This is a genomic window from Paenirhodobacter sp., assembly GCF_047600745.1.
Classification (GTDB): Bacteria; Pseudomonadota; Alphaproteobacteria; order Rhodobacterales; family Rhodobacteraceae; genus Rhodobacter.
In genome coordinates this window covers 187892-212888 of the sequence record NZ_JASGKI010000002.1, presented here as the reverse complement: position 1 = coordinate 212888, position 24997 = coordinate 187892, and the positions used below count along the sequence as shown (strand labels likewise).

At 66.6% G+C, this 24997-nt stretch carries 24 protein-coding genes; 17 read left to right on the top strand and 7 right to left on the bottom strand.

The genetic code is table 11. From position 1 onward, the window contains the following. Positions 1-271 precede the first annotated feature (271 nt). The 3 genes from QM789_RS05465 to QM789_RS05455 all read right to left on the bottom strand — a co-directional run bounded on the left by QM789_RS05465 (position 272) and on the right by QM789_RS05455 (position 2742). On the bottom strand, positions 272-976 hold the full coding sequence (locus QM789_RS05465; RefSeq protein WP_420350955.1) for a DUF4405 domain-containing protein: 705 nt from the start codon (positions 974-976) through the stop codon (positions 272-274). 20 nt (positions 977-996) lie between these two features. Beyond that, on the bottom strand, positions 997-1461 hold the full coding sequence (locus tag QM789_RS05460) for a cytochrome P460 family protein (protein ID WP_420350954.1): 465 nt from the start codon (positions 1459-1461) through the stop codon (positions 997-999). 81 nt (positions 1462-1542) lie between these two features. Then, positions 1543-2742, bottom strand: a complete 1200-nt coding sequence (locus QM789_RS05455) for an MFS transporter (RefSeq protein ID WP_420350953.1) — start codon at positions 2740-2742, stop codon at positions 1543-1545. A 391-nt stretch (positions 2743-3133) separates the two neighbouring features. On the opposite strand from QM789_RS05455, the gene QM789_RS05450 reads away from it, so the two are divergent. The 5 genes from QM789_RS05450 (at position 3134) to QM789_RS05430 (ending at position 7374) form a co-directional block, all read left to right on the top strand. Next, complete coding sequence (locus tag QM789_RS05450) at positions 3134-4240, top strand: alpha/beta hydrolase (protein ID WP_420350952.1); 1107 nt, start codon at positions 3134-3136, stop codon at positions 4238-4240. Positions 4241-4351: 111 nt separating this feature from the next. Then, a complete protein-coding gene (locus QM789_RS05445; RefSeq protein WP_420350951.1) occupies positions 4352-4705 on the top strand; it encodes a cyclophilin-like fold protein in 354 nt (117 codons plus the stop codon). 57 nt (positions 4706-4762) lie between these two features. Beyond that, on the top strand, positions 4763-5659 hold the full coding sequence (locus tag QM789_RS05440) for a LysR family transcriptional regulator (protein WP_420350950.1): 897 nt from the start codon (positions 4763-4765) through the stop codon (positions 5657-5659). Positions 5660-5687: 28 nt separating this feature from the next. Continuing rightward, the gene (locus tag QM789_RS05435) at positions 5688-6404 is read left to right on the top strand and encodes a RibD family protein (RefSeq protein ID WP_420350949.1); all 717 of its coding nucleotides are present in this window, start codon (positions 5688-5690) and stop codon (positions 6402-6404) included. 46 nt (positions 6405-6450) lie between these two features. Continuing rightward, positions 6451-7374: an SDR family NAD(P)-dependent oxidoreductase gene (locus QM789_RS05430; protein ID WP_420350948.1), complete on the top strand. Its 924-nt coding sequence runs from the start codon at positions 6451-6453 to the stop codon at positions 7372-7374. A gap of 80 nt (positions 7375-7454) precedes the next feature. Here the strand turns inward: QM789_RS05430 and QM789_RS05425 are convergent, their stop codons facing one another. After that, on the bottom strand, positions 7455-8096 hold the full coding sequence (locus tag QM789_RS05425; RefSeq protein ID WP_420350947.1) for an SDR family oxidoreductase: 642 nt from the start codon (positions 8094-8096) through the stop codon (positions 7455-7457). Positions 8097-8421: 325 nt separating this feature from the next. Between QM789_RS05425 and QM789_RS05420 the strand changes: the two genes are divergently transcribed. Next, positions 8422-9201, top strand: coding sequence for a glucose 1-dehydrogenase (locus QM789_RS05420; protein WP_420350946.1), 780 nt, complete (start codon positions 8422-8424; stop codon positions 9199-9201). Here QM789_RS05420 and QM789_RS05415 read toward each other — a convergent pair. Next, positions 9186-9791, bottom strand: coding sequence for a hypothetical protein (locus QM789_RS05415; RefSeq protein WP_420350945.1), 606 nt, complete (start codon positions 9789-9791; stop codon positions 9186-9188). The genes QM789_RS05420 and QM789_RS05415 overlap by 16 nt on opposite strands. 47 nt (positions 9792-9838) lie before the next feature. Continuing rightward, positions 9839-10036 carry a hypothetical protein gene (locus tag QM789_RS05410; protein ID WP_420350944.1) on the bottom strand — a complete coding sequence of 66 codons (198 nt, stop codon included), beginning with the start codon at positions 10034-10036 and terminating at the stop codon, positions 9839-9841. A gap of 463 nt (positions 10037-10499) precedes the next feature. On the opposite strand from QM789_RS05410, the gene QM789_RS05405 reads away from it, so the two are divergent. From QM789_RS05405 to QM789_RS05370, 8 genes are all read left to right on the top strand, one after another. Continuing rightward, positions 10500-11546 carry an autoinducer 2 ABC transporter substrate-binding protein gene (locus QM789_RS05405; RefSeq protein WP_420350943.1) on the top strand — a complete coding sequence of 349 codons (1047 nt, stop codon included), beginning with the start codon at positions 10500-10502 and terminating at the stop codon, positions 11544-11546. Between the two features lie 61 nt (positions 11547-11607). Next, complete coding sequence (locus tag QM789_RS05400; RefSeq protein WP_420350942.1) at positions 11608-13101, top strand: sugar ABC transporter ATP-binding protein; 1494 nt, start codon at positions 11608-11610, stop codon at positions 13099-13101. A gap of 9 nt (positions 13102-13110) precedes the next feature. Next, the gene (locus tag QM789_RS05395; protein ID WP_420350941.1) at positions 13111-14091 is read left to right on the top strand and encodes an ABC transporter permease; all 981 of its coding nucleotides are present in this window, start codon (positions 13111-13113) and stop codon (positions 14089-14091) included. Positions 14092-14102: 11 nt separating this feature from the next. Beyond that, the gene (locus QM789_RS05390; RefSeq protein ID WP_420350940.1) at positions 14103-15113 is read left to right on the top strand and encodes an ABC transporter permease; all 1011 of its coding nucleotides are present in this window, start codon (positions 14103-14105) and stop codon (positions 15111-15113) included. Further along, positions 15110-16204, top strand: coding sequence for an aldose 1-epimerase family protein (locus QM789_RS05385; RefSeq protein ID WP_420350939.1), 1095 nt, complete (start codon positions 15110-15112; stop codon positions 16202-16204). Before QM789_RS05390 ends, QM789_RS05385 begins: the two co-directional genes overlap by 4 nt. A 3-nt stretch (positions 16205-16207) precedes the next feature. Next, the gene (gene rbsK / locus QM789_RS05380) at positions 16208-17155 is read left to right on the top strand and encodes a ribokinase (RefSeq protein WP_420350938.1); all 948 of its coding nucleotides are present in this window, start codon (positions 16208-16210) and stop codon (positions 17153-17155) included. Then, positions 17152-18126, top strand: a complete 975-nt coding sequence (deoC, locus tag QM789_RS05375) for a deoxyribose-phosphate aldolase (RefSeq protein ID WP_420350937.1) — start codon at positions 17152-17154, stop codon at positions 18124-18126. Before rbsK ends, deoC begins: the two co-directional genes overlap by 4 nt. Positions 18127-18136: 10 nt before the next feature. Further along, positions 18137-20512, top strand: a complete 2376-nt coding sequence (locus tag QM789_RS05370) for an aldehyde dehydrogenase family protein (protein WP_420350936.1) — start codon at positions 18137-18139, stop codon at positions 20510-20512. A 187-nt stretch (positions 20513-20699) separates the two neighbouring features. Here the strand turns inward: QM789_RS05370 and QM789_RS05365 are convergent, their stop codons facing one another. Then, positions 20700-21713 (bottom strand): LacI family DNA-binding transcriptional regulator, encoded by a 1014-nt coding sequence (locus QM789_RS05365; RefSeq protein WP_420350935.1) that lies wholly within the window; start codon positions 21711-21713, stop codon positions 20700-20702. Positions 21714-21870: 157 nt separating this feature from the next. Between QM789_RS05365 and QM789_RS05360 the strand changes: the two genes are divergently transcribed. From QM789_RS05360 to QM789_RS05350, 3 genes are read left to right on the top strand one after another with little or no spacing between them, the layout of a single operon-like run. After that, positions 21871-22917: a sugar ABC transporter substrate-binding protein gene (locus QM789_RS05360; RefSeq protein WP_420351150.1), complete on the top strand. Its 1047-nt coding sequence runs from the start codon at positions 21871-21873 to the stop codon at positions 22915-22917. A 47-nt stretch (positions 22918-22964) separates the two neighbouring features. Continuing rightward, positions 22965-23771: an ATP-binding cassette domain-containing protein gene (locus tag QM789_RS05355; RefSeq protein ID WP_420350934.1), complete on the top strand. Its 807-nt coding sequence runs from the start codon at positions 22965-22967 to the stop codon at positions 23769-23771. Further along, complete coding sequence (locus QM789_RS05350; protein WP_420350933.1) at positions 23768-24997, top strand: sugar ABC transporter permease; 1230 nt, start codon at positions 23768-23770, stop codon at positions 24995-24997. Before QM789_RS05355 ends, QM789_RS05350 begins: the two co-directional genes overlap by 4 nt.

The following is a 24997-nucleotide window of genomic DNA, read 5'->3' as shown; positions in this document are numbered from 1 at the left end:
CGGGTGGCGCCGGATTGGCTGGCGCGGGGTCTCCGGAATGGGGAGAGCACATGCGGGAACGGGCGATGTCCATGGCGACGACCCCGGTCGCGGTTGCGAGGTCCGCCACCGGGGGACGGTGCCGCACCGTCAAGCATGCGGGAAATCCGGACTCGCCGCGATAAGTTGCATGCCATCATGAATCAAATTCATGAGTTTGCAGGCCGCTCAGTCGGCAGGATCGGGAATTCGAGCGATCCCGGTTCCCCGCGTCACGCTCTTCGGCCCGTCGTCACAGGTGCGGTCGGAGGGCTTCCGGGCCGTTGCCTTTCCTGCGGTCACGCCAACGGCTCATGCCGTAATGGCTGGCGATGGCGGGAAGCGCCATCACGCCGGCCCAGTGACCGAAGAATGGCGTCACCGAGGCCCTGAAGTTCCAGACATCAAGGCTGTAGGTGAAGGTCAGGTGGTTCCACACCCCAAGTACGCACCAGCTCCAGATCCCGAAACCCGTGATCGCGAGGGTGGCGGCGCGGAGTGTCATCCTCCGGGCGGCGCTGTGAGGTGAAAGCCCGAGGGCGGAACGGCTCAGGGCCATCACCCGGCTCCAGTGCAGGCCGAGATGGATGCCGACGATCATCATCACCCAATAGGCCGAGAACCAGTGGACTTCCCGCAGGGTGATGCTGTCGGGGATCGGCAAGGCGCTGAAGAGCGATTTCGAGATCACGATGCTGGTGGCCAGCAGGATCAGCATGTTGACGATCAGCAGCAGATGAAGGGCGACGACGACGGTGCGGCGGCCATCATAGCGGCCGCGGACGAGGTTCCCGAACCAGCGGCGGTTCACCGCGATGTGCCAGGCCAGCAGCGCGAACATCGCCGTGCCGAAAATCTCGTGCGGCAGGTTTTCGAGCCACCAGTAGGCCAGCGACAGCAGGAGGAAGACCGCCATCGCGCCGGGCAGCAGGAGACGTTCGACAAGGGCGGGCTTCATGATGGAATGGCGATCCGGCGTCAGGGCTTGAAGCTGCGCGCATCGTTGTAGGTGAACAGATATTGCCGGTCCTGGCGCGTCTGGTGGCAGGAGTAGCAACGCGCCGGGCTTTCATCGACGGTCCTGAGCGACTGGTCCGTGTTGAACGACTGATAGGCCCAGTCGTCCGGGCCGTCCCCCGTCTTTTCGGCGATCAGATAGCGGGTCAGAACGTCGCTCTGGTAATCGACCAGCACGACATGGGTTCCGGTGGGAACCGGCGCACCCGCCTGAATGGCGTCGAGCGCGTTCTGGTTGGTGAGCATGTGCTCGCGCGTTACGCCGCGCCGGACCGTGGTGTAATGGACAAGTTCCTCAAGCACGGGAAAGGTGACGGTGCCCCCCTGGGCGAAGGCCGGGGTGCCGCCCGGCATCGTCAGATAACCGCCGACGAAGGCGAGGGCACTGGCAAGCGGGCGTGCAGCGAATGCGCGGCGCTTCTTCATGGTGTTCGTCCTTTTCTGGCGGAGGGGGGCCGGACAGTCCGGCACCCCATGGCTGGATTTGCGCTGTCCGGGGCGGGCCGATCAGATCGCCTGACGGTCGCGGCGCGATGTCAGGGCCGCGAGGACCGTGGCGAGCAGAAGAATGACGGCGCTGGCGGTGAAGGTGCTCCGGTAGCCGCTCGCGTCGAACAGCAGGCCGCCGATGACCGCGCCCATCGTGATCGCAAGCTGCACGACCGCCACCATCAGGCCGCCGCCAGCCTCCGCATCGCGCGGCAGGGTGCGCGACAGCCAGGTCCACCAGCCGACGGGGGCCGAGGTCGCCAGCAGCCCCCACAGCACCAGCAGCGGAGCCGTCACGGCAAAGCTGCTTCCGAAGGCGATCAGGGCGACGGCGACCGCCGCCATCACCAGCGGGATCACCGTCAGGGTCCGGTAGATGCTCCGGTCGTTGATGAAGTTGCCGATGAGGATGGTGCCGACGAAACCAGCGCTGCCGATCATGAGAAGGACGAGCGAAAGCGTCGCGACCTCGATCTGCGTGACCGTTTCAAGGAACGGGCGCAGATAGGTGAAAAGCGCGAACTGCCCCATGAAGAAGAGGCTGACGCCCGCCATGCCGAGCGCGACCACGGGACGTTTGAGGAGCGTGACCACATCCGCCGGGCCCACCCTGGTCTCGGCCTTCATCGACGGCAGGCTGAAGAGCAGCCATGCGAAGACGACCATCGCCACGGGGACGACGCAGAAGAACGCGCCGCGCCAGCCGATGATCGAGCCGAGGAAGCTGCCGAGCGGAGCGGCGATGACCGTGGCCAGCGCATTGCCGCCATTGAAGATCGCCAGCGCGCGCGGCACCTTGGCGGGCGGCACCAGACGCATCGCCGTCGCGGCCGACATCGACCAGAAGCCGCCGATGGCGATGCCGATCAGCGCCCGGCCGACCATGAAGATCGCATAGTTCGGCGCGGTCGATACAATGATGCCCGAAACGACGGTCACGCCGGTCAGCAGCAGGAGCAGGAGCTTGCGGTCGAGCCTGCCCGCCACCGAGGCGATGAACAGGCTGGTGAGAAGGGCGAAGGCGCCGGAGACGGAAATCGCCTGTCCGGCATGGCCTTCGGTGACGTGAAGGTCGGCGGCGATCGGGGTCAGCAGGCTGACCGGCATGAATTCCGATGCGACCAGCACGAAGGCTCCGAGCGACATGGCGAGCACGCCGCCCCAGGACGCCGATCGGTCGTCATGTGTATCCGTATCGAATGTGGCTTGCGCCTGCATCGTCTGTTCTCCGAAGCTGAAGCGGCCGCCAGACGCTGCGCGCCAACGGCATGTCCTGAATTCTGAATGGATGGCCTCCGGCGGGGGGAGGTGGCGTGTGTGCCTGGGGGGGAAGTCTGCTCAGGAGGCTGGGGCCGCCTGTCAGGTGCCGGACCGATCCGTTCGCCGAACCTAACCGAACCCCCGGTCAACGACTAGGCGGTGGAAATTGCATGTCGTCATGAGAAGGATTCATGAGTTTCGGGGCTGTCACGACCACCTGCCGGTTGCGCTCCGGGGCCATCTCGCGCGGCGCACTCATGAATCTCATTCATGACGACATGCGAAACAGGCGGGCTAATCCGGCTGCTCCGATCCCCCCATATTGACGCCATGGACGAAGGAGACGGGTATGACGAAGCAGGACAAGGCCGGTGATGCGGCCCAACAGGCATCCGGTGTGGCCTTCGCCCGCCGCGATCTTCTCAAGATGACCGGCGCGGGCGTTGCCGCCCTTGGTGCCGGGGCGATCTTCACCACCAGCAGCGCAAAGGCTCAGAGCATGTCGGACAATTGGGACAAGGTTTTCCCGAAGAGCGAGAAGGTTGACCATGAGAAGGTCACGTTCAGGAACCGCTACGGCATCACGCTGTCGGGCGATCTCTACCTGCCGAAGGAGCGGAGCGGCAGCCTGCCCGCGATCGTCGTCGCCGGGCCGTTCGGCGCGGTGAAGGAACAATCCTCCGGCCTCTATGCCCAGACCATGGCGGAGCGCGGCTTCGTCACGCTGGCTTTTGACCCGTCCTATACCGGCGAAAGCGGGGGCGAGCCGCGCAATGTCGCCTCGCCCGACATCAGCACCGAGGATTTCATGGCGGGGGTGGACTTCATCGGCCTGCACCCGACCGTGGACCGGGAGCGGATCGGCGTCATCGGCATCTGCGGCTGGGGCGGCATGGCGCTCAGCGCCGTCGCCGTGGACAAGCGCGTCAAGGCCGTCGTCGCCAGCACGATGTATGACATGACCCGCGTCATGTCGAAGGGCTACAATGACAGCGTGACCCCGGAACAGCGCGCGGCCACGCTGGAGGCGCTGAGCCGCCAGCGGTGGGAAGATGCCGCGAACGGCACGCCCGCCTATCAGCCGGCCTATAACCCGACACCTGCCGCAGACGCTCCGCAGTTCATGGTCGATTACCACGACTATTACAGCACGCCGCGCGGCTATCATGCGCGGGCGGTCAACTCCGGCAATGCCTGGACGGTGACCACGCCGCTGCCGTTCATGAACCTGCCGATCCTGACCCATATCGCGGAAATCTCGCCGCGCCCGATCCTGTTCATCCACGGCGAGAAGGCGCATTCGCGCTACTTCAGCGAAACCGCCTTTGAGGCCGCCGCCGAGCCGAAGGAGTTGCTGATCATTCCGGGCGCCAGCCATGTCGACCTTTATGACCAGATGGACAAGATCCCCTTCGACAAGCTGACCAGCTTCTTCAGCGAACATCTGGCTGCCTAAGCGATACGGCGGGCTTGTTCATGCAGGCCCGCCTTCATGTCGGAGGATCGTCGCATGAAGAAATCCATCCTGGGTGCCGCCATCCTCGCCCTTGTATCAGGAGGACCAGCCATGGCACAGGACCGCATTCGCATTTCATCGGACTGGGGCGAGGTCACGGCCATATTGGCCGACAATGCCGCCGCCCGGGCTCTGGCCGGAATGCTGCCGCTGACCATCGAAATGCGCGACCACATGCGGCAGGAAAAGACCGGCTATCTGCCCTCTGCCTTGCCGGACCTGCCCCGGCAACAGGATTTCTCCACGGGCACGCTGGGGCTGTGGAGTTCGCGCGATTTCGTGATCTACTACAAGGGTGGCCGCGTGCCCCGGCCCGGCATCGTCGTGCTGGGCCAGGTGACCGGCGACGTCACCATCTTCGATCGTCCCGGCGAGGTCACGGTCCGGGTAGAGCGGGCGGAGTGATAGGATTTCCCTCCGGAATCACTATAATCCGCCTCTCGGCATGCGGGGAGTTCATGAGTGTCGCGCCAGAATTTCAACGACCTGCTCGCCTTTCTGGCCGTCGCGCGGGAGGGCAGCTTCACCAAGGCGGCCACCCGCTTCGGCATCTCGCAATCGGCGCTCAGCCACACGATCCGTCAGCTTGAGACGCGGCTTGGCCTCCGGCTGCTGACCCGCACCACGCGCGCGGTTGCACCGACCGAGGCCGGCGAGCGGCTGCTGGAACGGATCGGTCCGCATTTCGACCAGATCGAGATCGAAGTTGATGCGCTGAACGAATTGCGGGAAAAACCGGCGGGGACAGTCCGGATCAACGCCTCGGATTTCGCGATTTCCAGTGTGCTGTGGCCAAAACTACAGGAGTTCGCGCCGAAATATCCCGACATCAAGGTGGAACTGCTGCTCGACAACGGGCTGACCGATATCGTGACCGAACGCTATGATGCCGGCGTGCGCATGGGCGAGCAACTGGCCAAGGACATGATCTCCGTCCGGATCGGCCCGGACTTTCGCTTCGGGGTCGTCGGTTCGCCCTCCTATTTCGAGGGCTGCGAGGTCCCCGAAAAGCCGCAGGACCTGATGCAGCACAAGTGCATCAACTATCGTTTTCCCTCCTCCGGCGGGCTCTATGTCTGGGAGTTTGATGGCGGGGATGGGCGCGAGATCAAGGTCCATGTCGATGGTCAGCTCGTCTTCAACAACATCTTCCATGTTCTCGACGCGGCGCTCGCGGGTCAGGGGCTGGGCTATGTGCCCGAGGAAATCGCGCTTCCCCATATCGCGCAGGGGCGCCTGCGGCGCGTGCTGGAAGGATGGTCGCCCTATTGGGACGGCTACCACCTCTATTACCCGAGCCGCCGGCTGTCCTCACCCGCCTTCGTCACATTCGTAGAGGAAATGCGGCATCGCGATTGACCGCGCCGCGTCACGGAAAGGCCCCGCCATGCGTCCCCATATCATCTGTCACATGATCACCTCCATCGACGGGCGTCTGCACCCCAGCCGCTTCACCCGCGCCGCCAAGGGCGTTTCGGCCGACATTCTGGATGGCCACTATGAGACAATCGCCGAGCGCTTCGGGGCCGAGGGCTGGATCGTCGGCCGCAAGACCATGGCCGAGATCGCCAAAGGCCGCGCGCGCAGTATCGCCGATGCCCCGGTGCTGCCGCGCACGCCGCATCTCGGCAATCGGGGCGGCCGCAAGCTGGCCATCGCCATCGACCCTTCGGGGCGCGTCCACTATGGGCGGGACAGCATTGGCGAGGATCATGCCGTCGCCGTTCTGGGCGAGCAGGTTTCCGACGCTTATCTGGCCGAACTGCGCGCGGATGGCGTGTCCTACCTTTTCGCCGGGCCGGACGGGCACGACCTTCCCCGGGCGATGGAACAGCTCGCCTCCGTCTTCGGTGTGAAGAAGATCCTCCTCGAAGGCGGCGGAACGATCAACGGCGCCTTCCTGCGCCACCGGCTGATCGACGAGTTCAGCACGCTGATCTCTCCGGCTGTCGATGGCATGGCCGGATCGGACAGCATCGTGGACTATCGCGGGCCGGAGGGCGAGCGTCCCGGCACCGGGCAGGCGCTGCGGCTGACCGCCTGCGAAGTGCTCGAAGGCGGCATGGTCTGGCTGCGCCACAGGGTCGAGACCGCGCCGGTCTGAGGCCGGGCCCACCGCAAACGCAGAAAGATTGACCATGAGCAGGATCATGACACGGTTTGGGGCCAGAACCACGGCGGATGAGGTCGTCGCGGGGCGGGATCTGACGGGCATTCGCGCCGTCGTCACCGGGGCCGCGTCGGGCATCGGCATCGAGACGGCGCGATCGCTGACCCGGGCCGGGGCCGAGGTGACGATGGCCGTTCGCGATACCGAGGCAGGCGCGCGTGTCGCCACCGAGATCGCCAGGACGACCGGCCGACCCAAACCGGGGGTGGCGCTGCTCGACCTCGTGCGGCTCGATACCGTCCGCGCCTTCGCACGGTCCTGGACCGGGCCGCTGCATCTGCTGATCAACAATGCCGGTGTGATGGCCATCGCCGATCTGGAGCGTACCGCCGAGGGCTGGGAAATGCAGTTCGCGACCAATCACCTTGGCCATTTCGCGCTGGCTCTGGGCCTGCGCGATGCGCTGGCGCAGGCGGGTGGGGCGCGGATCGTCTCTGTTTCGTCCTGTGTGCACCATGCCTCTCCGGTCGTCTTCGACGATATCCACTATCGGCACCGGCCCTACGATCCCTGGGGCGCCTATGGTCAGTCCAAGACGGCGAATGTCCTCTTCGCCGTCGAGGCGACGCGGCGGTGGTCCGGTGAAGGCATCTTCGCCAATGCGCTGATGCCGGGCAGCATCATGACCAACCTGCAACGGCATGTTCCCGCTTCGGTGCGTGCCGGCTGGATGCGGCAGCCCGGGAACAAGACGCCTCAGCAGGGCGCCGCCACCACGCTCGTCGCGGCGGTTGCGCCCGAGTTCGAAGGCATCGGCGGGCGGTATCTGGAGGATTGCAACGAGGCCGAGGTGGTCGAGAACGCCGCCGCGGGCGGCTATCGCGGCGTGTGCCGGTGGGCCATCGACCCGGCCGCCGCCGCCCGGCTTTGGGATGTGTCGCTCGATATGATTGGAGGGCGATAGGCGCGTCCCGGCAAGATGTCGCGCGGACCTGCCTGAGTTGACATCAGAAGGGCGAGGAAACCCGGACAATCCGGGCCGCGTCAGCGGTAGGCTGCGGGTCTGGGGCCGTCGGTATGGGGTTGGGCAATCCCGAGGTTCTCGTTGATGTGGAGCTTCGGATTTCTGACCAGATCGGCGATGAACCGCGCGAGACTGGCGCGGGAGGTTTCCGTGCCCCTGAAGGTCTCGCCCTTCCGGGTCAGTTCGACCTCCTCGACCGGCTTGTTGGTCAGCCAGACCGGGCGCAGCACCGTATAGTCCAGCGAAGAGCGTTCCATCACCTCGGCCGTTTTCAGGTTGGTCGGCCGCGTATAGCCTGTCATCCCCTTGTCCCATGAATTGAAGGGCTCGGGCAGTTCGTCATAGATGCCGCCGGCGCTGATGGCGATCAGCCGGCGCACGCCAAGTTCCTCCATCACCGCGACGACACCTTCGATTTTGTCGCCCAGATCCATGCCGCCCATGGCGCTGATGACGATATCCTGCCCCTGAATGGCCCGTTTCAGGTCATCCCGGTTCCTCGCATCGCCCGCGACGGCATGGGCATGCGGCCCCTCAAGATGACGGAGACGTTGAGGATGACGTGCGAACAGTGTCAGTTCCACATCGCCTTGCCCAAGCAGGCGCGGAACGATTTCCCGGGCCGTGCCGCCATTGGCGCCCAGAATGATGACCTTCTTCATCGGATGACTTCCTCGGTTGTTCCCGGCACCGCGTGGGATGGGCCTCGCCTGCCGCGACAAGGATACTCCTTATGCCATGGTCGTTTTAGGGGGCCACATTCGCATGAGCCCATGAGGCAGATTCATCAATCCCGGAGGGAGACCGGCACGGCTTCGCTGCGCATCGAACGGTCAGCGTGCTGGAATGTGTCCCGTCACCCGTGAATTTGGGGCGCCGCCATTCGTGAGCCAGTTTCATAGGCTCATGCGGGTTTTGGCGGGAAGTCGGGGGCTGTTCTGCGTGGTAAAGAATGAGCAGCGCGATTGATCAGGAAGGGTGAAGGCAATGTCCGAGGCAGGGAAATTCAAGGGAAAAGTCGCGCTTGTGACCGGTGCGGGAAGCGGCATCGGTCAGGCGACGGCACTGGCCTTCGCGCAGGAGGGCGCGAGCGTGGTGCTGGCCGATCTCACGGAAGACAAGGCCCGGGAGACGGCACGCATGATCGAGGAGCAGGGTGGCCGAGCACTGGTGGTGGCCTGCAACGTCCGCAAGGGCGAGGAGGTCAAGGCCGCGCTGGACCGGACCGTAGAGACGTTCGGGCGGCTCGACTACGCCTGCAACAACGCCGGGATCGACCAGATGGGCGTGCCCACCGTGGAATGCACGGAGGAGCAGTGGGATGCCATCATCAATACCAACCTTCGCGGCGTGTTTCTGTGCCTGAAGCACGAACTCGCCGTGATGATCAAACAGGGCGGCGGCGCGATCGTCAACATCGCGTCCGGCGCGGGCATCATGGGGTTCCCGAACCAGCCCGCTTATGTTGCGTCCAAGCACGGCGTGGTCGGTCTGACGAAGGCGGCGGCCCTTGACCACATCAAGCACAATGTCCGCGTCAACGTGGTCTGCCCCGGGATCACCAGCACCCCGATGATGAAGGGGATCACCGACAACATGCCCCAGGGCGAGGCGCCGATGATCGCCGAGGAGCCCATCGGGCGGATGGGACGGCCCGAGGAGATCGCGGCCGCCGTGATCTGGCTGTGCTCGGACGCGGCGAGCTTCGCCGTCGGGACTGCCCTGGTCGTCGATGGTGGCCAGACGGCGGGTCACAACCGACAGTGACCTGACACATTTCGGCAAGATGCACAGTGCTGTGGGCCCGCAGCGCTATCAGGATGACGACAATTTCGGGGCAGAACCGTCGGGCGGCGGCGTGGGGAGCGCTGCATTTGCAGGTGCTGGCCGATCTCGTCAACTTTGGCGGGCCGTGTCACAGAAGTTTGGCTGCGGTGGCGACCAGCCCTCAGGGTGCGAAGATAACCCTCGACGCTGTAGGGAGGATTTTTCACCCGGCACCCTGCGCACGGAAGCGCGGTGCGGGTGGTGAGCAGGAATTCGTCCGGGTGCCGGGCCTCGACCCCGAAGGGTGCCAGCGCTTTGGCGGGGAGGTCAGTGAGGTTCTGGGTCACGATCACGCCGCAGCGCCCGATGATGGCGGCGGCCAGCACATGCCGGTCGTCGGCATCGGGATCAGGGGGCGATAGCCTTCGATCAAGCAATCGTGCGTGGTGCTTGTCCATCAGGTCGTAACCCTGTTCCTGTTCCTGTTCCTGTTCCTGTTCCTGTTCCTGTTCCTGTTCCTGTTCCTGTTCCTGTTCCTGTTCCTGTTCCTGTTCCTGTTCCTGCGCCTCGCTGACGAACTGATCGAGCATGGCTGGCGACGGTCAGTAAATTGGACCCCTCAGGGCATAGAGAATGATCAGGGGGCAATGAAATTGGTGCCAGCACACCGTTGCCATCTTGCGATGAGAAGGCAGGTGGGGCGGAGCTTGCCGACCTTGCGATGCGGGATGCGCCCCAGCGGCTTGAGGAGGCAGGGCCGCGAGACATTCAGCACATCGGCGGCCTGAGCCGTGGTCGGTTGTGACGCCCCGCTCATCGTCTCCAAGATGTCCATCAGCAGCGCGACCGCCTCCTGCTCGGCATCGGCTCAGGGGCCGCTTCTGGCCGGCGCAACGGGGCAGAAGCGGCCCGGACACGCGCGCGAGGATGGAAGCCGTCAGTGGGTGAACATGGCTGCGCTTTGCAGGGCAACAAAGGCAGTGGGTGAGGTGGCTGTTCGGAGGGCGTTGGGGGCTTCGAGCGGCTGAAGCGGGTTTCGACCTTTATCGGGGGGCGGGCAGGGGTGCGGCTGAGGCATCTGGAGAGGAGGGTTGTCGGGAGAGGCCGTAACGGGGCCCGCGCCGCGATCCGCCATTGAGCAGGGTCGCGCCGGGCCCTCCCTGGCCCGGAAAGTTTAGATTGACAGGCTGCACAAGGTTTTGAATGAATGCAATCATATTGACCGAATCCGATCAATATGGGCAACGGCATTGCGGCGCGGGGGATGGCGCGGCGGTGACATGTGGGGAGGAAGTTCGATGAAGATTCTGCTGACGTCGGCCGCGCTGACGCTGTCGCTTCTTGCTGCGCCTGTGGTTGCAGAGCAGGTTGTCGATGTCTCGAAGGTCAATTCGGACCTGATCGCGACCAAGGATGACAAGAAATATACCATCGCCACCGTGGTCAAGGTTGACGGGATCGCCTGGTTCGACCGGATGCGCGCGGGTGTCGAGCAGTTCAAGAGCGATACCGGCCACGATGTCTGGATGGTCGGGCCGAGCCAGGCCGATGCCGCCGCGCAGGTGCAGCTGATCGAGAACCTGATCGCGCAGGGCGTGGATGCGATTGCCGTCGTGCCGTTCTCGGTCGAGGCGCTGGAGCCGGTCCTGCAAAAGGCCCGCGAGCGCGGCATCGTGGTGATCACGCATGAAGCGTCGAACATCCAGAACACCGATTTCGACATCGAGGCCTTCGACAACATCGCCTATGGCGCCAACATGATGAAGGAACTGGCGAAGGTGATGGGCGAAAAGGGCAAATACGTCGCCACCGTCGGCTCGCTGACCTCGAAGAGCCAGATGGAATGGATCGACGGTGCCGTTGCCTATCAGAAAGAGCACTATCCGCAGATGAGCATCGTCGGCGACCGTCTGGAAACCGCCGATGACGCCGCGATCGACTATACCAAGCTGAAGGAGGCGATGACCGCCTATCCCGACATCACCGGGATCCTCGGCGGGCCGATGCCGACCTCGGCCGGCGCCGGGCGGCTGATCTCCGAAGGCGGGCTGAAGGACAAGGTTTTCTTCGCCGGGACGGGGCTGCCCTCGGTCGCGGGGGAATATCTGGCGAACGGTGACATCCAGTATATCCAGTTCTGGGATCCGGCCGTCGCGGGCTATGCGATGAACATGATCGCCGTCGCCGTGCTCGAAGGAAAGAAGGACCAGATCAAGCCGGGCCTGAATCTGGGCCTCGAAGGCTATACCAACCTGACGGCGCCCGATGCCGCGAAGCCGCATCTGCTCTATGGCGCGGGCTGGGTCGGCGTGACCAAGGACAACATGGCGGATTACGATTTCTGATCGAACCCCGCCGCGAAGGGGCGGGCCGCCCCTTCATTCCCCCAATCAGCTTGGGTGCGCCGTGTCGGAATATCTGATCGAACTCAACAATATCGGCAAGCGCTTCGGTGGGGTGCGGGCGCTCGACGGCGTGTCCCTCGCGATCCGCCCCGGCGAGATCCATTGCCTCGCGGGCGAGAACGGCTCGGGCAAATCCACGATCATCAAGGTCATCTCCGGCATCTATACGCCCGAGGAGGGCGAGATCCGCATTGATGGCCAGCCGGTCGGACGGCTTGATCCGATCCGCGCGGTCGGGCATGGCATCCAGGTGATCTATCAGGATTTCTCGCTGTTCCCGACCCTGACGGTGGCCGAGAACCTGGCGCTGAACACCTATCTGCTGGAGGGGCGCAAGCGGATGGACTGGGCGCGCGCCCATGCCATGGCGCGCGAGGTTCTGGCACGGATCGGGGTGTCGATCGACCCGGACGCCGAAGTCGGCAGCCTCGCGACATCGGGGCGCCAGATTGTTGCCATCGCCCGCGCGATCCTCGCGAAGGCGCGGCTGATCATCATGGACGAACCCACCACCGCGCTGACCCGGCACGAGGTCGACGCGCTTTTCGCCATCGTGCGCGACCTTCAGGCACAGGGCATCGCCGTGCTGTTCGTCAGCCACAAAATGCGCGAAATGCTGGAGATTTCCGAGCGCCTGACGGTGTTCCGCAATGGCCGCAAGGTCGCCGAGGGGCCGATGCGGGATTTCGACGAGGCGGCGATCACCCATGCGATGACCGGGCTCGACCTGACCGACGACCCCTATCGCCCGGAGCCCCTGACCGGCCCGCCGGTGCTGGAGGTGCGGGGCCTGAGCGTGCCCGGCGCGGTCGATGGGGTGGATCTGACGCTGCGCCCGGGCGAGATCGTCGGCATCTCGGGGCTGATCGGTTCGGGGCGGACGGAGCTTGCCCGCGCGCTGTTCGGGATGGAACCGGGGCTGCGCGGCACGATCTTGCTGAACGGCCAGCCGGTGCATCCGCGCACGGTGCAGGAGGCGATCGCCCTCGGCATCGCCTATGTCCCCGAGGACCGCCTGACCGAGGGGCTGTTCCTGCCGCAGTCGATCGAGCGCAACCTGGTGGTGTCGATCCTCGACCGGCTGCGGCGCGGACTGTTCCTCGACCGCGGCGCCGTGCGGGCGCGCACGGACGAGATGTTCGCGGCCATGCAGATCGCCGCGCCCTCGCCCGAAACGCCGGTGGGCAACCTGTCGGGCGGCAATGCGCAGCGGGTGATGCTGGGCCGCTGGCTGCTGACCGGGGCGCGGGTGCTGATCCTGAACGGGCCGACGGTGGGGGTCGATGTCGGCTCGAAGGCGACGATCCACGGCATCATCCGCGATCTGGCGGTGCGCGAGGGGCTGGCGGTGCTGATGATCTCGGACGACGTGCCGGAACTCGTGACCAACTGCAACCGGATCCATGTCATGCACCGCGGCCGGTTCGTGGCGGAACTGGCCGGCGCCGAGATGTCCGAGGACCGGATCAACGACACCCTGAAGACGCTGACCTGAGGCGCGACGATGAAGAAGATCCTGCAATCCACGGAATTCGCCATCGCCTGCGTGCTGCTGGTCGCGATGGTGCTGATCGGTCTGGTCAACCCGGCCTTCTGGGGCTTTGACAACCTGTTCAGCCTTGCCAAGTCCAATGTCGTGATCGGGATCATGGCGCTTGGCGTGCTGCTGGTGATGATCTCGGGTGGGATCGACGTGTCCTTTCCCGCCTTCGCGGTGGCGGCGCTTTATATCGTCGTGCGGGCGATGGTCGCGCTGCAATATGACGGGGTGTTCCTGCCCTTCGTCGCGGCGGCGCTGATCGGGCTCGGGCTGGGCGCGTTCAACGCCCTGATCATCGAGCGCTTCCGGATGATCCCGCTGATCGTCACGCTCGGCACGGCCTCGATCGTGCGGGGGCTGCTGCTCGGGCTGCTGGGCAGTTCGATCGTCAATATCAACAAGATGCCGAAGGAGCTGATCGCCTTCGGCAAGCACGATCTGGTCACCGTAGAGGCGGCGAACGGCGCGACCTATGGGCTGACGGCGATGGTGCTGGTCTATCTCGGGATCGGGATCGCCATGCACCTGGTGCTGCGCCATACGATGATCGGCCGCTCGGTCTACGCCTATGGCACCGACGCCGAGGCCGCCCGGCGCGCGGGCTTCAACACCCGCCGCACGATCTGGTTCGTCTATTGCACGGCGGGGCTGCTGGCCGGTTTCGCGGGGATCCTGCACACCTCAATGATCTGGCAGGCCAACCCGCGCGATTTTCAGGGCATGGAGCTTGACGTGATCGCGGCGGTGGTCCTTGGCGGGGCGTCGATCTTCGGCGGCCGGGGCTCGGTTCTGGGCACGCTGATCGGGGTGTTCATGCTGGTGATGGTGAAGAACTCGCTGATCCTGCTGAAGGTCGATACCACATGGCAGCGCGTGGTCGTGGGCCTGATCATCGTGGCCGCGACGGCGATCACCGCCTGGCGCGACCGCCGGAAGCTGGTGTGAGGGAGGCAGAGATGACCGCACCGACCGAAACCCGCCCCCTGATCCAGCGCCTTCTTGGCCGGGATGCCGCCGTGGCGCAGCTTATCGTCATCACCGTGCTGATCTTCGCGGTGATGACGGCGCTGAACCCGGACAAGTTCCTGCGCTACTACAATTTCGAGTCGATCTCCTACATCATGCCCGAACTCGGCATCCTGTCGATCGCGATGATGATCGCGATGCTGACCGGGGGGATCGACCTTTCGGTGGTGGGCATCGCGAACCTGTCGGCGATCGTGGCCGGGGTCTATTTCCGCCTGCCCGTGGTGCAGGAGGCAACGGCGGCGGGCGGCGCTGGAATGGTGTTCCACACCGCCGCCGCGGTGCTGATCGCGCTTCTTGTCGGGCTGGCGGCGGGGGCGGTGAACGGGGTGCTGATCGCGCGGCTGCGGATCATCCCGATCCTGGCGACGCTCGGCACCGGGCAGGTGTTCGCGGGGCTCGCGCTGGTGCTCACGGGCGGACCGGCGATCGTCGGCTTCCCGCAGGCCTGGGCCTGGATCGGCACCGGAAAGATCCTCGGCCTCGCCACGCCGCTCTGGGTGCTGGTCGTGGTGGCGGCGGTCGTGGCGGTGCTGCTCGCGCGCACGACGCTGGGCATCAACCTGATGCTGATCGGGACGAACGCGCGCGCGGCGCTGTTTGCGGGCGTCCGCTCCGGGCGGATGATCCTTTACAGCTACATGCTGACCGGGGTGCTCTCGGCGGTGGCGGGGGTGCTGCTATCGGGGCGGACCAATTCGGCCAAGGCGGATTTCGGCGCCTCCTACCTGTTGCAGGCGGTGCTGATCGCGGTGCTGGGCGGGACCAATCCGGCGGGCGGCAAGGGCCGGGTGGCGGGGGTGCTGCTCGCGCTGGTGGCGCTGATGCTGCTGTCTTCTGGGTTGCAGATCATGCGGGTGTCGAACTTCCTGATTGATGCGGTCTGGGGCGGCTTCCTCGTCCTTGTCATCGCGATCAACTACCTGAGGTCGCGCAGATGACCGGCATCCATATCCCCCTGACGCCCGCGGCCTTCCCCGACCGGGGCGAGGCGCTGCTGGCGCGCGCGGGCGCGATCACGGCGACGGGCTTTCGCTATCCCACCGGGGTCGAGGCGCTGCGGATCGCCAATGCGCGCGGGCATGTCGTGCTGCTGCCCTGGCTTGGCCAGATGATCTGGGACGCGGACTTCGACGGGCGGCGGCTGACGATGGGCAATGCCTTCGACGCGCCGCGCGCCGGGGCCTCGATCATCGAGACCTATGGCGCCTTCGCCTATCACGCGGGGCTGCTGCGCAACGGCACGCCCGGGCCCACGGACACCCACCCGCTCCATGGCGAAATGCCGACCGCGCGGATGGACAGCGCCGCGCTGACCTTCGGCACCGATGCGGCGGGCGATTATGTCGAACTCACCGGAATCCGCGAGCATGTGATGGGCTTCGGCCCGCATTACCTTGCCCGCCCGCGCGTCCGGCTGCGCCCGGATTCCGCGCTGATCGAGGTCGAGATGCAGGTCGAGAACCGCTCGGCCCATCCGATGGAGCTGATGTACATGCTCCATGCGAATTTCGATTTCGTCGCCGGGGCGCGGATCGTGCAGCCTGCCCCCTTCACGCCCGACCGCACGCAGGTGCGCCGGACCGTGCCGGGCCATGTCACGCCCTCGGCGGATTTCCTTGCGCTGCTTGATGCGCTGGCCGTGGATCCCGCGCGGATGGAGGTTCTGTCCGAGCCCGATCTTTATACGCCCGAACAGGTGTTCTACATCCGCGCCCCCGGCACGGATGACGAAGGCCGGACCCGGATGCTGATGGAGCTTCCGGACGGGGCGGCCTTCTGCGTCGGCTGGCGGCCGGAGGATCTGCCGTTCTGCGTGCGCTGGATCCTGAACGACGGCGATGCGCAGGTCGCGGCCTTTGCCCTGCCCGCCACCTGCGAGCCCGAAGGCTATACCGCCGAGAAGGCCAAGGGCCATGTGCGGCTGCTGGCGCCCGGTGCCACGGCGCGTTTCCCCGTCACACTCGGGCTGCTTTCGGGCGCCGAGGCCGCCCCGGCCCGCGCCCGGATCGAGGCCATGCGGAAAGGCTGAACCATGACGACCTCCAAACCCGGCCGGATCGCGGTCGTCGGCTCCAACATGGTCGATCTGGTGACCTATATCACCCGGATGCCCGCCCCCGGCGAAACCGTCGAGGCGCCGGAATTTGAAATCGGCTTCGGCGGCAAGGGGGCGAACCAGGCGGTGGCGGCGGCAAAGCTCGGCTCCGCCGTCGGCATGGTGACCAAGGTAGGTTCCGACATCTTCGGCGACAACACGCTGAAAAACCTCGCCGATCACGGTATCGACACGCGTCATGCGGTGAAGGTGGCGGGCCGGTCCTCGGGGGTGGCGCCGATCTTCGTCGATCCCTCGGGCGAGAATTCGATCCTGATCGTCAAGGGCGCGAATGCCGATCTGTCGCCCGCCGATGTCGATGCCGCCGCGGAAATGCTGCGCGCGGCGGACCTGATCCTGATGCAGATGGAAATCCCGCCCGAGACCGTCGCCCATACCGTGCGGCGCGCGGCGGAATGGGGGGTGCGCACGATCCTGAACCCGGCGCCCGCCACCGCCGACCTGCGGGTGGACGACCTGCGTGACCTGAGCTTCCTCGTCCCGAACGAGACCGAACTCGCGCTGCTCTCGGGCCTGCCGACTGGAACCGAGGCCGAGATCGAGGCCGCCGCGCGGAGCCTGATCGCGCGCGGGATCGGCACGGTGATCGTGACCCTGGGCGGGCGCGGGGCGCGGCTGGTGACGCGCGAACGCGTGGTGCCCATCGCGCCGGTGCGGGTGACGCCCGTCGATACCACCGGGGCGGGGGATGCCTTCATCGGATCCTTCGCGCATTTCCTCGCCGCGACCGGGGATGTGGAGGGCGCGCTCGGCTGCGCCGCGCGCTATGCCGCCCATTCGGTCACCGGTCGGGGCACCCAGAAATCCTATGCCACGGCCGAGGCGTTCGACGCCTTCTGCCGCACGCTTCCGCAAACCGCATGAAGGCCGCCCAGATGTCCGACAGCACGCCGCGCAACCCCGGCACCCCGCTTGCCCCCGACTGGTTCGAGGATGTGCAGGTCAACCGTTCCGCCGCGGAACGGCGCACCGCCGTGGTGGCGGCCAGCCGCTCGGTCAAGAAGGAGTATCAGGCGGCGTGGCTCCTGCGCGCGATCCAGTGCATCGACCTGACCACTCTTGCGGGCGACGACACCCCCGGCAAGGTGCGCATGTTATGTGCCAAGGCGCGCCAGCCGCTGCGCCCCGACCTGCTGGAGGCGATGGGTGTCGCGGATATCGGCCTGACCACCGGCGCGGTCTGCGTCTATCCGACGATGGTGCCGCATGCGGTGCGCGCGCTCGAAGGTTCGGGGATTCCGGTCGCCTCGGTGGCCACCGGCTTTCCCTCGGGCCTGAGCCCGCTGCCGCAGCGTCTGGCCGAGATCGCCTATGCCGTCGATGCGGGCGCGGCCGAGATCGACATTGTGATCACGCGCGAACATGTCCTTTTGGGCAACTGGGCCGCGCTTTACGACGAAATCGCGCGGATGCGCACGGCCTGCGGCGCCGCGCATATGAAGGCGATCCTGGCGACGGGGGAGCTTGGCACGCTGACGAATGTCTATCGCGCCTCGATGGTGGCGATGCAGGCGGGGGCGGATTTCATCAAGACCTCGACCGGCAAGGAGCCGGTGAACGCCACGCTGCCGGTGTCGCTGACCATGCTGCGGGCGCTGCGCGATTATGGTGCGCGCACCGGATACCGGATCGGGTTCAAACCGGCGGGGGGGCTGCGGACCGCGAAGGATGCGATGGCCTGGCTCGCGCTGATGAAGGAGGAACTGGGCAACGACTGGCTGCGGCCCGGCCTGTTCCGCATCGGGGCCTCGTCGCTGCTTCTGGATATCGAGCGGCAGCTCGAACACCATGTCACCGGCCGCTATTCCGCCGCCTCCCACCACGCCCTGAGCTGAGGCCCGAGAGATGAGCATCAAGGACATCATGGACACCATGGATTACGGCCCGGCGCCCGAGGGCGCGGGGGATGCACGGGCCTGGCTGGCGGCGCATGACCACCGGCTCGGGCATTTCATCGGCGGCGCCTTCACCGGCGCCGAGGCGGCCGCGATCGCGGTCGAGAACCCGGCGACCGGGGAGGTTCTGGCCCGGATCCCCGCCGCCGGTCCGGCCGAGGTCGATGCCGCCGTCGCCGCCGCCCGCGCGGCCTTTCCCCGCTGGGCGAAGCTGTCGGGGTTCGAGCGCGCGCAATACCTTTACGCCATCGCGCGCGGGCTACAGAAGCGCGAACGGTTCTTTGCCGTGCTGGAGAGCCTCGACAACGGCAAGCCGATCCGCGAGACCCGCACCGCGGACCTCCCGCTGGCGGTGCGGCACTTCTACCACCATGCCGGCTGGGCTTCGGCGGTCGAGAGCGAATTCCCCGGCCACGCGCCGCTCGGCGTTTGCGGGCAGGTGATCCCGTGGAACTTTCCGCTGCTGATGCTGGCGTGGAAGATCGCGCCTGCGCTGGCCGCGGGCAATACCGTGGTGCTGAAGCCTGCCGACCTGACACCGCTGACCGCCGTGGCCTTTGCCGAACTGCTGTGCGAGGTCGGCCTGCCCAAGGGCGTCGTCAACATCGTGCATGGCGGGGCCGAAACCGGCGCGCTGATCGTGCGCCACCCGGATGTGGCCAAGGTTGCCTTCACCGGCTCGACCGCCGTCGGCCGCGAGATCCGCCGCGCCACCGCCGGTTCGGGCAAGCGGCTGACGCTGGAGCTTGGCGGCAAATCGCCCTTCGTCGTCTGCGCCGATGCCGATCTGGATGCCGCTGTCGAGGGTGTGGTCGAGGGCATCTGGTTCAATCAGGGCGAGGTCTGCTGCGCGGGATCGCGGCTGCTGTTGCAGGAGGGGATCGCCGAAGACTTCCTGGCCCGGCTGCGCACCCGGATGCAGAAGATCCGGCTCGGCGATCCGCTCGACAAATCGACTGACATGGGGGCGATCGTCTCGGCGCGGCAGAAGGCGCGGATCGAGGGCCTGCTCGCCGGGGCGAGGGCCGAGGGATACAGCCTCGAACAATCCACCTGCCCGCTGCCCGACAGGGGGCATTTCGTGGCCCCCGGCTTCTTCGCTGACACCGAACCCGCCGCCACCGTGTCGCAGGTCGAGATCTTCGGCCCGATCGCGGTGACCACCACCTTCCGCACGGTGGAGGAAGCCGTCAGCCTCGCCAACAACACCGCCTATGGGCTCGCGGCCTCGGTCTGGTCGGAAAACGTCAATGTGGCGACGGAGCTTGCCGCGCGGATCAAGGCCGGGGTGGTCTGGATCAACGCCACCAATGTCTTCGACGCCGCCGCCCCCTTCGGCGGGGTCCGGGAAAGCGGTTTCGGCCGCGAGGGCGCGCGCGCGGGAATGGCGGCCTATCTGTGCCCCACGGCCCCGCGCCGCCGCGCGGTGCAGATCGCGCCCGCCGACCTGACCGCCTGCACCGGGACCGAGGCGATCGCCCCCGGGATCCTCGACCGCACGATGAAGAACTATATCGGCGGCGCGCAGACCCGCCCCGATGGCGGGGCGAGCTATGTCCTGCGCGGCCGTAAGGGCGAGGCGCTTGGCCTTGCCCCCGTGTCCGGGCGCAAGGACATCCGCAATGCGGTCGAGGCGGCGCTGAAGGCAGGCGGATGGGCGGCCAATGCCCATGGCCGGGCGCAGGTTCTGTTTTTCATGGCCGAGAATCTGGCCGCGCGGGCGGCGGAGCTGAGCGCCACGCTGGTGCAGATGGGCGTCACCCCGGCGGATGCGGCGCAGCAGGTGCGCAAGACGCAGGAGCGGATCTTCTATTACGCCGGCATGGCCGACAAGGACGACGGGCGCACCCATGCCACGAAGCCGCGCCATCTGACGCTTTCGATCCCCGAGCCGCTGGGCGTGGTCGGGGTCGTCGCCCCGGACGAGGCGCCGCTGCTGTCGCTGATGTCGCTGATCCTGCCGCTGGTTGCGACGGGGAATCGGGTGGTGGCGGTGCCGTCCCCGGCGCAGGCGCTGATCATGCAGCCGCTCTATCAGATCTTCGACACGTCGGACCTGCCGGGCGGGGTGATCAATCTGGTCTCGGGCGAGCGCGATGGGTTGGCCGGGGTTCTGGCCGCGCATGATGCGGTGGACGGGTTGTGGTATCACGGCTCCGCCGAGGGCGCCGCGACGGTCGAGGCCCTGTCGGCGGATAACCTCAAGCAGGTCTGGACGAATGGCGGGCTGGCGCTCGACTGGGCGGATGACCGGGCGGCATCGGGGCGGGAGTGGCTCGATCATGCCACGCAGATCAAGACGATCTGGCTGCCCTACGGCGCCTGAACCGCCCGCCTGTGCCGTGGGGCGACCTCATGCCCCACCCGGCGCTGATCGTGTTGCGCGGCTGCCATGAAGGGGCGGTTCGCCTTCGGCATCCCGCTGCCGAAGCCGGTATGCTGCTGCTCGACCTGTTCAACGGGCGGCGATTGCCACGGTCAGCTTTCGCGTCACGGCTGGTCGTGGGCCGGGCCTAGGGGATCTGGCGGACCGGAACCTCGATCCGGGCACAGTCCCGGCGGCGGTCGGCCATCAGGTCGAACAGCAGGTCGAGCATCGTTTCCACATCCTGCCGCGCCATCAGGATGCGCGGGTCGATCAGCGCGGCGAAGGGATCCCAGTCGAAGCTGCCGATATGCGGGATCGGCATGCCGGGGTGGTGGGTCCGCAGCCAGCGCATCACCCCTTCGAGCGCGCTGGTCGAATTGACGAAGATCCCGGCGGGCAGGTCCGGCAGCGCGGCGGCAAGCTGCGTCACCGCCTGTTCGGCGCGTTCGGCGGCATAGCCTGTGGTCAGGATCATCTCCTCGCGCGCGGCGATTCCGGCCTGCGCATGGGCATCGCGAAAGGCGCGCAGCCGTTCCATCGTGTTGTGGTCCGTCGCCCGCCCGCCGATGAAGGCCAGCGGCTCGGGCCGCCCCGTCTGCGCCGCGCAGGCCGCCAGCACCCGCCCCGTCAGCGCCAGCGCCCCGCCGTAATTGTCCGAGATCACCGAAGGCGCCCGCGCGCCGGGCAGGTCGAGGTTATAGGTCCGCACCCCCGCCGCGCGGCAGATGTCCGAAATCAGGTCCGGATTCGTCGCCCCCGTCGCGATCACGCAATCGACCTTGTAGGACAACAGCGTCCGCGCCGCCTGAAGCTCCAGCTCCGGATCGCGTGAGGTGCAGGTGATGATCGGGAACAGGCCGCGCACCCGGGCGCGCTGTTCGAACTGTTCGGCGATCGAACTGAAATAGCGGTTGTCGTATTTCGGCATGATCATGCCGATCAGGTTCGACCTTTGCCGCCGCAGCGCCCGGGCCTGCTGGTTCAGCGCGAAGCCCTGCCGGTCGGCCACCGCGCGGATGCGTTCGGCGGTGGTCGCGCTGATCCGGCGCGTCTTCCAGTTGCCGTTCAGCACGGCGCTGACGGTCGAGGCGGAAACCCCGATCTCTCCCGCGATGTCGTAGATCGTGGTCTGCCGGGGCGGTTCTGATTTTGTGGGCACGTCGTCCTCCTGCGTGCCACCTTGACACCACGCCCGGTTTGAAACAAGCATGCACCATCGGTTGTGCAGAGCGGCGCGAACGATGGTGCAAGGCAGAGGAGCCCCGCAGGGGGAGAGCGGATGCACCCGGCAGGAACGTGGAGGAGAGACAGAGATGATGAAACAGACGCGATCCGTTGCCCTGGCGGCGGTCATGGCCGGTCTGCTGGGGAGCGCCGCCTGGGCCGCGCCGAGCGGGACCGTCGCCTTCCTGATGCCCGATCAGGCATCGACGCGCTATGAAGAGCATGATTTCCCCGGCTTCAAGGCCGCGATGGCGAAGCTGTGCCCCGATTGCACCGTGATCTATCAGAACGCGAACGGCGATGTGGCGCTGCAACAGCAGCAGTTCAATTCGGTTCTGGCGCAGGGCGCGAAGGTGATCGTGCTCGATCCGGTCGATTCGGCGGCGGCGGGCGGGCTGGTCAACATCGCGCAGTCGCAGGAGGCGAAGGTCATCGCCTATGACCGGCCGATCCCCGACACCCCGGCGGATTACTATGTGTCCTTCGACAATACCGGCATCGGCCAGTCGATCGCGGAATCGCTGGTGGCGCATATGAAGGCCACGGGCGTTCCCGAAGGGGCGGGCGTGCTGCAAATCAACGGCTCGCCCACCGATGCGGCGGCCGGGCTGATCCGTGACGGCATCCACAAGGGGCTGGCGGGCTCGGGCTTCAAGACGCTCGCCGAATACGACACGCCGGAATGGGCGCCGCCGAAGGCGCAGCAATGGGCCGCCGGGCAGATCACCCGCTTTGGCGACGAGATCAAGGGCGTCGTCGCCTCGAACGACGGCACGGCGGGCGGCGCCATCGCGGCGTTCAAGGCGGCGGGGGTCGATCCGGTTCCGCCGGTCACCGGCAACGATGCCACCATCGCGGCGCTGCAACTGGTGATTTCGGGCGATCAGTACAACACCATCTCGAAACCCTCGGAGGTCGTCGCCGAGGCCGCCGCCAAGATCGCGGTGCAGTTCCTGAACGGCGAGACGCCGGAGGCGAAGACCACGCTCTACAACACCCCGAGCGAGCTGTTCGTCCCCGCCGTGATCACCGCGCAGAACATCAAGGCCGAGATCTTCGACAAGGGGATCCAGACGCCCGATGAGGTCTGCACCGGCGAATATGCCGCCGGGTGCAAGACGCTCGGCATCACGAACTGACCCCAACCGGCGCTCGGGCAACCGGGCGCCCCAACGGACCAGACGCCATGACCCAGACCCCGACGCCCGTCCCGGGCGAAATCCTTTTGCGCCTCAGCGGCGTCTCCAAGAAGTTCGGCGCGGTTTCCGCCCTGACCGATATCGAACTCGATGTCCGCGCGGGCGAGGTCGTCGCGCTGGTGGGCGACAACGGCGCGGGCAAGTCCACGCTGGTCAAGGTGCTGGCGGGGGTGCATCAGCCGACCTCCGGCACCATCGAATTCTGCGGCCGCGAGGTCACGCTGCCCGATCCGGGCGCGGCGTTGCAGATGGGCATCGCGACGGTGTTTCAGGATCTGGCGCTGTGCGAGAACCTCGATGTGGTGGCGAACCTGTTCCTGGGCCATGAGATGGCGCCCTGGCGGCTCGATGAAGTGGGGATGGAGGTCCGTGCCTGGACGCTCCTGCGCGAACTCGCGGCGCGGATCCCGTCTGTGCGCGAGCCGATCGCGTCGCTTTCGGGCGGTCAGCGGCAGACGGTGGCGATCGCGCGGTCGTTGCTGCTGAACCCGAAGATCATCATGCTGGACGAACCCACCGCCGCGCTCGGCGTCGCGCAGACGGCCGAGGTGCTGAACCTGATCGAGCGGGTGCGCGACCGGGGGCTGGGCGTCATCATCATCAGCCACAACATGGAGGATGTGCGCGCCGTGGCCGACCGCATCGTCGTGCTGCGTCTGGGCCGCAACAACGGCGTCTTTACGCCCGAGGCCAGCAACCATGAACTTGTCGCCGCGATCACCGGCGCCACCGAAAACGCCGTGTCCCGCCGCCGTGCCCGCAAGGCGGCCGAACAGGGGGAGATGCCCGCATGAGCCAGAAACTCGACCGCGCCGACGAGCGCGTCCGCCACGACGAAACCCTGTCCGACAGCCTGCGCGCCTTCTTTGACCGGATCCGGTCGGGGGATCTGGGCGTGCTGCCGGTGATCGTCGGGCTGATCGTGATTTCGGTGGTGTTCTCCTCGCTCAATCCGGTGTTTCTGGCGCCGAACAACCTTGTGAACATGCTGTTCGACTGTGCGACGGTGGGGATGATTTCGCTCGGCATCGTCTGCGTGCTGCTTCTGGGCGAGATCGACCTGTCGGTGGGCTCGATGAGCGGCTTCGCCTCGGCGGTGGTCGGCGTGCTGTGGGTGAACCTCGGCTGGCCGGTGCCGCTGGCGATCGGGGCGGCGATCCTTGCGGGGGTCGTGGTCGGCGCGATCTATGCGACGCTGTTCAACCGGCTCGGCATGCCGAGCTTCATCGCCTCGCTCTCGGGCCTGCTCGCGCTTCTGGGGATGCAGCTTTACATCCTCGGGCCGACCGGCTCGATCAACCTGCCCTATGCCTCGGGTTTCGTGAAATTCGGTCAGGTGCAGATCATGCCGGACTGGTTCGCCTATCTGGCGGCGCTGTTGCCGGGGGCGGCGATCCTGCTCAACGGGCTGTCGGCGCGGCGCCGCCGTCTGGCCGCGGATCTGAGCGCGCAGCCGATGGCGAACCTGATACTCAAGGCGGGCGCGCTGACCATCGGCCTGTTGTTCGCGGTGTGGTATCTGTGCCTTGGCCGGGGCGTGCCGTGGATGTTCGGGCTGTTCGTGCTGATGGTGGTGGTGATGAACTACGCGCTGACCCGCACGAAATGGGGCCGCTCGATGTTCGCCGTCGGCGGCAACCGCGAGGCGGCGCGGCGTTCGGGCATCAATGTGCGGCGGATCTATCTGTCGGCCTTCGTGCTGTGTTCGACCCTCGCGGCGCTCGGCGGCGTGCTCTCGGCCTCGCGGCTGGCGTCATCGAGCCAGCAGGCCGGGACGGGCGACGTCAACCTGAACGCCATCGCGGCGGCGGTGATCGGCGGCACGAGCCTCTTCGGCGGGCGCGGCAGCGCCTGGGCCGCGCTTCTGGGCATCATCGTCATTCAGGCGATCTCGAACGGGCTGACGCTGCTCAACCTGTCGTCGTCGCTGCGCTATATGATCACCGGGGCGGTTCTCGCTATCGCCGTGATCGTCGACTCGCTGGCCCGCCGCTCCCGTGTGAGCCATGGCCGCGCTTAA

Bases quoted from the DNA above. Each gene is read 5' to 3' on its own strand.
- QM789_RS05465 (WP_420350955.1), bottom strand. From the start codon at position 976: ATGAAGCCCGCCCTTGTCGAACGTCTCCTGCTGCCCGGCGCGATGGCG.
- QM789_RS05460 (WP_420350954.1), bottom strand. From the start codon at position 1,461: ATGAAGAAGCGCCGCGCATTCGCTGCACGCCCGCTTGCCAGTGCCCTC.
- QM789_RS05455 (WP_420350953.1), bottom strand. From the start codon at position 2,742: ATGCAGGCGCAAGCCACATTCGATACGGATACACATGACGACCGATCG.
- QM789_RS05450 (WP_420350952.1), top strand. From the start codon at position 3,134: ATGACGAAGCAGGACAAGGCCGGTGATGCGGCCCAACAGGCATCCGGT.
- QM789_RS05445 (WP_420350951.1), top strand. From the start codon at position 4,352: ATGGCACAGGACCGCATTCGCATTTCATCGGACTGGGGCGAGGTCACG.
- QM789_RS05435 (WP_420350949.1), top strand. From the start codon at position 5,688: ATGCGTCCCCATATCATCTGTCACATGATCACCTCCATCGACGGGCGT.
- QM789_RS05430 (WP_420350948.1), top strand. From the start codon at position 6,451: ATGACACGGTTTGGGGCCAGAACCACGGCGGATGAGGTCGTCGCGGGG.
- QM789_RS05425 (WP_420350947.1), bottom strand. From the start codon at position 8,096: ATGAAGAAGGTCATCATTCTGGGCGCCAATGGCGGCACGGCCCGGGAA.
- QM789_RS05420 (WP_420350946.1), top strand. From the start codon at position 8,422: ATGTCCGAGGCAGGGAAATTCAAGGGAAAAGTCGCGCTTGTGACCGGT.
- QM789_RS05415 (WP_420350945.1), bottom strand. From the start codon at position 9,791: ATGCTCGATCAGTTCGTCAGCGAGGCGCAGGAACAGGAACAGGAACAG.
- QM789_RS05410 (WP_420350944.1), bottom strand. From the start codon at position 10,036: ATGGACATCTTGGAGACGATGAGCGGGGCGTCACAACCGACCACGGCT.
- QM789_RS05405 (WP_420350943.1), top strand. From the start codon at position 10,500: ATGAAGATTCTGCTGACGTCGGCCGCGCTGACGCTGTCGCTTCTTGCT.
- QM789_RS05395 (WP_420350941.1), top strand. From the start codon at position 13,111: ATGAAGAAGATCCTGCAATCCACGGAATTCGCCATCGCCTGCGTGCTG.
- QM789_RS05390 (WP_420350940.1), top strand. From the start codon at position 14,103: ATGACCGCACCGACCGAAACCCGCCCCCTGATCCAGCGCCTTCTTGGC.
- QM789_RS05385 (WP_420350939.1), top strand. From the start codon at position 15,110: ATGACCGGCATCCATATCCCCCTGACGCCCGCGGCCTTCCCCGACCGG.
- rbsK (WP_420350938.1), top strand. From the start codon at position 16,208: ATGACGACCTCCAAACCCGGCCGGATCGCGGTCGTCGGCTCCAACATG.
- deoC (WP_420350937.1), top strand. From the start codon at position 17,152: ATGAAGGCCGCCCAGATGTCCGACAGCACGCCGCGCAACCCCGGCACC.
- QM789_RS05370 (WP_420350936.1), top strand. From the start codon at position 18,137: ATGAGCATCAAGGACATCATGGACACCATGGATTACGGCCCGGCGCCC.
- QM789_RS05360 (WP_420351150.1), top strand. From the start codon at position 21,871: ATGAAACAGACGCGATCCGTTGCCCTGGCGGCGGTCATGGCCGGTCTG.
- QM789_RS05355 (WP_420350934.1), top strand. From the start codon at position 22,965: ATGACCCAGACCCCGACGCCCGTCCCGGGCGAAATCCTTTTGCGCCTC.
- QM789_RS05350 (WP_420350933.1), top strand. From the start codon at position 23,768: ATGAGCCAGAAACTCGACCGCGCCGACGAGCGCGTCCGCCACGACGAA.